This is a genomic window from uncultured Flavobacterium sp. (assembly GCF_963925415.1).
Lineage (GTDB): Bacteria > Bacteroidota > Bacteroidia > Flavobacteriales > Flavobacteriaceae > Flavobacterium.
This window is the reverse complement of sequence record NZ_CAWUTS010000004.1, coordinates 1-6,659: the sequence shown is the minus strand read 5'-3', so window position 1 is coordinate 6,659 and position 6,659 is coordinate 1. Positions and strand designations below refer to the sequence as shown.

General features: G+C 26.4%; 7 protein-coding genes and 1 pseudogene. 7 read left to right on the top strand and 1 reads right to left on the bottom strand.

Going from position 1 to position 6,659, the window contains the following annotated elements; genetic code table 11:
* From AABM47_RS00490 to AABM47_RS00465, 6 genes are all read left to right on the top strand, one after another.
* Positions 1 to 778 (top strand): GNAT family N-acetyltransferase (locus tag AABM47_RS00490; protein WP_338408959.1); only part of this gene is annotated, 778 nt, incomplete at its 5' end.
* Positions 775 to 1,875, top strand: a complete 1,101-nt coding sequence (locus tag AABM47_RS00485; protein ID WP_338408958.1) for a DegT/DnrJ/EryC1/StrS family aminotransferase — start codon at positions 775 to 777, stop codon at positions 1,873 to 1,875. The genes AABM47_RS00490 and AABM47_RS00485, both read left to right, overlap by 4 nt.
* The gene (locus AABM47_RS00480) at positions 1,876 to 2,445 is read left to right on the top strand and encodes an acyltransferase (protein WP_338408957.1); all 570 of its coding nucleotides are present in this window, start codon (positions 1,876 to 1,878) and stop codon (positions 2,443 to 2,445) included. It begins immediately after the preceding gene.
* Positions 2,446 to 2,466: 21 nt separating this feature from the next.
* Positions 2,467 to 3,486 carry a hypothetical protein gene (locus AABM47_RS00475; RefSeq protein WP_338408956.1) on the top strand — a complete coding sequence of 340 codons (1,020 nt, stop codon included), beginning with the start codon at positions 2,467 to 2,469 and terminating at the stop codon, positions 3,484 to 3,486.
* 6 nt (positions 3,487 to 3,492) lie between these two features.
* Positions 3,493 to 4,608 carry an oligosaccharide flippase family protein gene (locus AABM47_RS00470; protein ID WP_338408955.1) on the top strand — a complete coding sequence of 372 codons (1,116 nt, stop codon included), beginning with the start codon at positions 3,493 to 3,495 and terminating at the stop codon, positions 4,606 to 4,608.
* Entirely contained in the window at positions 4,565 to 4,990 is a 426-nt protein-coding gene (locus AABM47_RS00465; RefSeq protein WP_338408954.1) for a polysaccharide biosynthesis C-terminal domain-containing protein, read from the top strand. Before AABM47_RS00470 ends, AABM47_RS00465 begins: the two co-directional genes overlap by 44 nt.
* On the opposite strand, the gene AABM47_RS00460 is transcribed toward AABM47_RS00465, so the two are convergent.
* Positions 4,985 to 6,124 carry a glycosyltransferase gene (locus tag AABM47_RS00460; RefSeq protein WP_338408953.1) on the bottom strand — a complete coding sequence of 380 codons (1,140 nt, stop codon included), beginning with the start codon at positions 6,122 to 6,124 and terminating at the stop codon, positions 4,985 to 4,987. The genes AABM47_RS00465 and AABM47_RS00460 overlap by 6 nt on opposite strands.
* A gap of 35 nt (positions 6,125 to 6,159) precedes the next feature.
* Between AABM47_RS00460 and AABM47_RS00455 the strand changes: the two are divergent.
* A pseudogene (locus AABM47_RS00455) lies at positions 6,160 to 6,659 on the top strand (hypothetical protein); the annotation flags it as partial.

The following is a 6,659-nucleotide window of genomic DNA, read 5'->3' as shown; positions in this document are numbered from 1 at the left end:
TGTTTTTTCGCATCAAGGATTGACTTATGGGGGGTTTGTTTTTAATGATAAAATGTTACTTTCAAATTCAATTGAAGTTGTCAATACAACTTTAATATATTTGAATGAAAATGGAATTAAAGCTTTAAATTTAAAATTAATTCCAACTATTTATCATAAACTACCTTCAAACGAAATTGATTATATTTTATTTTTATTAGAAGCAAAATTATATAGAAGAGATAGTATTGCAATTGTTGATTTAGAACATAAAATACCACTATCTAGAATTAGAAAACGGGGCATTAAAAAAGGTGTAAAAAGTAAATTAGTTGTAAAAGAAGTTGAGACTTTTGACGAATTTTGGCAAGATATTTTAATTCCAAATTTACAAAGTAAGTATCAAGTAAAACCAGTTCATTCCTTGGAAGAAATAACTTATTTGAAAAGTAAATTTCCTAATTTGATTAAACAATATAATGTTTATCATAATGCTAAAATTGTAGCAGGAATCACAGTTTTTGAAAAAGAAAAAGTAATTCATCCACAATATGTTTCTGGAAATGAAGATTTAAATAATGATTTAGGAAGTTTGGATTTCCTTTACAATCATTTGATAATTGAAGTGTATAAAAAGAAAAAATATTTTGATTTTGGAATTTCCAATGAAAATCAAGGTAGAAATTTGAACGAATCGTTGCATTACTTTAAAGAAAGTTTTGGAGCAAGAACTATAAATCAAGATTTTTATGAAGTTAAAACTTCAAATTTTAGTTTGCTTGAAAATATATTAGTATGATAAAATTCCACGATTTACAAAAGATAAATGCTCAATATCAAGATGAATTTCAACAAAAAATGAAATTTGTTTTAGATAAAGGTTGGTTTATTTTAGGCGATGAAGTCAAACAATTTGAAACTGATTTTGCCAAATATACAAACTCAAAATATTGTATAGGTGTTGGAAATGGATTAGATGCTTTAGTTTTAATTTTTAAAGCTTATATTGAGTTGGGCTTGATGCAAAAAGGTGACGAAGTCATTGTTCAAGCAAATACTTATGTTGCCTCAATTTTAGCAGTGCTTCAAGCAGATTTGGTGCCTGTTTTGGTAGAGCCAAAGTTGGAAACATATACTATTAATCCTGATTTAATTCAAGAAAAAATTACTTCCAAAACAAAAGCCATTTTGCTCGTTCACTTGTACGGACAATTATGTGAAATGGATAAAATTAATAAAATTGCAAAAGAACATAATTTATTAGTTGTTGAAGACGCAGCACAATCTCACGGAGCAGTTTCAGAGGTAAGAAGTCAGAAATCAGAAGTTAGAAATGCTCAAGCGTATAGTTTTTATCCAGGAAAAAATTTAGGCGCATTAGGCGATGCTGGTGCTATTACAACCAATGACGATAAATTAGCAAAAGTATTGTATTCATTAAGAAATTATGGTTCAGAAAAAAAATATCATAACGAATATATTGGCGTAAATAGTCGTTTAGACGAAGTGCAAGCTGCTTTTTTAAATGTGAAATTACCTTATTTAAATGATGATAATAACAAGCGAAGAATAATTGCCAAACGCTATGTAACTGAAATAAAAAACGATAAAATAATTTTACCTTTTTGGGATTTATCCAATAATCATGTGTTTCATTTGTTTGTTATTCGAACAAAAAACAGAGCTGATTTAATAAAATATTTATTAAAAAACGATATTGAAACCGTGATACATTATCCGATACCTATACATAAACAAAAAGCTTTTAAAAGTTGGAATAATATGTTTTTTCCTATTACTGAGAAAATTCATGATGAGGTTTTGAGTATTCCAATTTCCCCAATTTTAACAGATGTTGAAGTTAGTAAAGTGATCCAAACTTTAAATCAATATTAAATGAATATAGTCCAAAAAATAAAACATATTATTTTTGTTAAATTTAGAATTCTAAAGTATAAATGGCTTTCTACTTGTAAGAATACTTTTGGAAATCCAATACAACATCATCCAATGCTTTTAGAAGGTGAAGGGACTGTTGTTTTTGGTACTAAAGTTCAAATAGGGGTTGTGTTTTCATCAAATTTTTATTCACATTATTCTTATTTAGAGGCTCGATTTAAAGAAAGCCAAATTATAATTGGCAATAACGTGTCTATTAACAATGCTTTTTCGGCAGTTGCTTTTTCAAAAATAACAATCGAAGATAACGTATTAATTGGTATAAATTGTGCTATCATTGATAATGATGGTCACCATCTCGAAATCGATAAAAGAACTTCTGTAATTTCAAAAAGTGCTGAAGTTTTAATTTCAAAAAATGTATTTATAGGCGATAATGTTTCCATATTAAAAGGTGTAACTATTGGGCAAAATTCAGTTATAGGATTTGGATCTGTAGTGACAAAATCGATTCCTGAAAATGTAGTTGCAGCAGGTAATCCGGCACAAATAATTCGTGCTATTTAGATATAAAAAAATTAAAACGTAATGGATATATTAATTAAATCATTCAATAGAGCTTATTATCTTGACAGATGCTTGTATTCGATAATAAAATATGTTAAAAATTTTAATGGAAAAATTATTGTTTTAGATGACGGAACACCTCAAATTTTTTTAAAAAAAATTAAAGAAAAATACCCAAATATTATCATAGAAAAATCAGAATTTTATGAAAAAAAACAGGCCTTAACTAGTAAAGGGTTTAAGCCTATTAGTTATGAAATACCAATAAAATTATGGGTTGATGCTGCCAAAAAAGCTTCAGATTATTTTATATTAATTGAAGACGATACTTGGTTTATTGAAGATATAGATATAGAGGATGTTGAAAAAGAATTGATTGAAAACAATGTAGCTTTATCAAAACTATATTGGATAGGAAACCCCAAAATAAATTTAAGTAAAAAAGCTGTTTCAAAAAGGAATTTAGTTCTTATTAGTCCAAAATTGTTTACCAAAATTCCAGTTTTGTATAATTTCATTTTTTATAAGTTTACAAAATTTAAGATTAGAAGAATACTGCAAATATTGAGAATTAATACTTTTGACAGGCAATTAGCATATTACACTATTTATGCTGTTGCAGGAGTTATTTTTAAGCGTGATTATTTTATAAAACTTTGGAAAAATCATCAAAACAGCATCGATGAAAATTTGCAAAAATACAATGCAGTTAAAATATTTTTCAAGCGAAAAGAAAAATATACTTATGCACATCATAAAAAAGAAATTTTAAAAACAGGTTTTATATCATCGGCTACTAATCAATACAAAGAACATTATAAAGGAAATGTTGATATGTTTATTTTTAACAAAATACTCAATCAAGCTTGGCTTGAAGGCTCTTTTAACACAATAAAATCTTTACCAAACGATTTAGATTCTAAGGATATTTTTGAGGCATTAGAAGCAGATAAATACAAAACGATTCTTTATAAAAACTGGTTGAGTTGGTCAAATAATTTTAAAAAGCAATATTTAGATAAAGGATGTGTAATTGATTAAAGTTTTATGATTCAAAAGAAAAGCAAATCGTATCGATCTATTTTAAAAGCAACGGGAGTTTTTGGGATAATGCAAATTTCTAAAATGTTAATCAGCATTGTTAGTTCTAAATTTGTTGCCTTATATCTTGGGCCAGTTGGTATTGGTTTGGTAGCTTTGTTGAACAATATCATCAACATCATATTAGCTGTAACGAATTTTGAATTCTTAAAAACAGCGACTAGAGAAGTTGCTTTAAATAAAAGTGAAACAGATATTTATAAATTTAAAAATTTGATTTCTAACATCCAAAAAATGGCCATTTTTATTGGATTTACAGGAGCAATTTTCTCTGTTATATTTAGTAAATATTTGAGTTATTTTGCTTTTGGTAGTTACGAGCGACAACATTGGTTTATAATTTTATCCGTTTATTTTTTACTAACCAGTTTGTCAAACGCACGAATAGCTGTTTTACAAGGTTTAAATGACATTAAAATTTTAGCAATCAGTAATGTTATAATATCTTTCCTTACAGCTATTGGATCAGTTTTACTTTATTATTTGTATAGAACTGAAGGTATAGTTTACGTTGTCTTATATTCGAGTATTATTCAGTTTTGTGTTACATTTTATTTTACAAAAAAATATTCTTTTAATTTTTATCCTGTATTATTTAAAGATTTTTATAGTCAATCGCTACCAATCTTTCAGTTGGGATTTTTTATGTCTTTAAACTTAATATTTGGCCAAATTTCTTATTTTATTTTGCGATTGTATTTAAGCGACAATGGCGCTTCAAATGAAATTTTAGGTTATTACGAAGTCAGTACAGTTATTATGGTAAATTATTTGGGTCTTGTTTTTTATGCCATGTCTTATGATTTTTTTCCTAAATTATCGGCCATTAGTTTAGATAATATACAGGTAAAAAACCTAGTCAATAATCAAATTGAAATTGCCATAATTATAGTAACTCCTGCTATAATTTTGTTATATATAACTGGCCCTTTTTTAATAGAAATACTTTATTCTAAATCCTTTTTAGACTCTTTTATTATTTTAAAAGTTGCTCTTTTTTCTGTTATTTTAAAAGCAATTGTTTTTCCCTTTAGGTTATATTATTTTAGCGAAAGGAAATAAGAAATTATATTTCAAACAAGCTTTAGTTGGAGATTTATTAAATCTAGGATTTACTATTTTCTTTTACGATCAATTCGGCTTATTAGGAATAGGAACCGCTTTTGTAGTAAATTATATTGTTTATGGATTTTATATTTATCATATGAATCAAAAGCAGTATCAATTTTCTTTTACTAAAGAATGTGTTAGTCTTATAATAGTTAATTTATTTTTTGGTGTAGTAGCTCTTATTTTAAGTTATAATTTTGAAGATTTTATTTTAAAGGTCTTATTAATAATATTGTTAATGTGTTCAGTCTTTTTCTCTTATTTTGAATTAAATAAACGTATTGATATTAAGGCATTTGTTTTTGAAAAATTTAAAAAAGATAAAGATTTATAAAGCCCATTTTTCAAGATATTTTTCAGCGATTTTAATATAATCATGTTCTTTTTCTATAAATTTTCGAGCATTAAATCCAATTTCAATTATTTTTGAATGATTTTCAATTAAAAAAGATAGTTTTTCTACTAAATAATCTACGTCGGGCAATGCATTTATGGCGACTTCGTCTTCTTTTAATTCATAATAAATTAGAAATTCAGATTCTGCACCCGTAAAGACAACTTTGCCCTTTGCCATAGCTTCTAAAGCATTATATCCTTGATCGTATGCGTACACTTGGTCTAAAACAATATGGGCCTTGTTATATAAAGTTATATAATCTTTATATGGTATATTTTCAGAAACAATAAGTTCTATTTTAGAGTTGTATTTTTCTTTAATTATAGCCAATGCTTTTTCAAAAAACAATATGCCTTTTGCATAATACGTAGATCTATTGATCCCTAAAAAAATAATTATTTTATCTATAATGGGTGTTTCTATACAAGTATTTTTTTGAATATTTATCGGATTTGCTATTAAACCTAAATATTTGCTGTGATTTTTCATTGGCAATACATAATCATAGTCAGAGGCTATAATTCCTTTGATATGTTTATGCATTAAATCATGTGTTTTTTTATGTGATTTTGTTAAAAAATCAAGCATGTATTGATAATTTTTGACCGCTTTTGGGTTTTCAAAATAAGGATTCATAATAGAATATTTGCCTTTTTTTTCAAGCATATAAGCAGCTACTATATAGTCAACACCACAACATAATAAAAAAAACTTTTTATTGCTATTAAAAACTTTTTTTAATAGCATGCGTTCAATACATGGAATTGTTTGAATGGGTTTTTCATTGATAAATTGTACCACATCAAAGCCTTTTAATTTGTTTAGGTGAACATAAAACCGAAACCCTCTTTCAAGTGAAGCTATGTCAAATTTTGTTATTCTGTATGTAATTTGCCTAAGGATATTTCCTATTTTACTCTCAAAAAACACTGCTTTTGTAGAATAATCTACTGCATAGTTTTTAAAACCATCACCATTGGCAATAATTTTAACTTCATGTCCATAACTTTCTAATCCTTCTTTTAAAGAATTATGTAGCCTACTAAATTCACCTATTAATAAAATCTTCATTTATTGCTTATATTTGTGGCTAAAATAACTAAAAATTGAACCAATCTATAAATAAAACATTAAGAATTTGCATTGTTTCAGACCAATTGGCAACTGGTGGAGCAGAGCGTTGTGCTGCTTTGTTGTCTATTTTTTTTGAAAATAACCAGTGTAAAGTGCATCATCTTATAGTGGTTGACAAAATTGAATATCAATATTCGGGTGAAGTTTTTAATATGGGAAAACTCAAAAATAACTCTAATGGTGTATTCAATAAAGCAAAGCGTTTTTATGCCATGAAACGTTTTTTTAACATTAATGTATTTGATTTTATTCTTGATTTTAGAGTAAAACGTTTTCAATTTCAGGAGTTTTTTATATCAAAGTTTATTTATAATGCTCCTATAATAGTTTCCGTTAGAAGTTATATGACCGAATTGTATTTTCCTAAAAATATTTTTTTAGCAAACTCCATTTACAGTAAAAGCAAAAAAATTATTACGGTTTCAAAAGTTATTGAAGAAAAAATTAGAAATGAGTATCCATATACACAAGT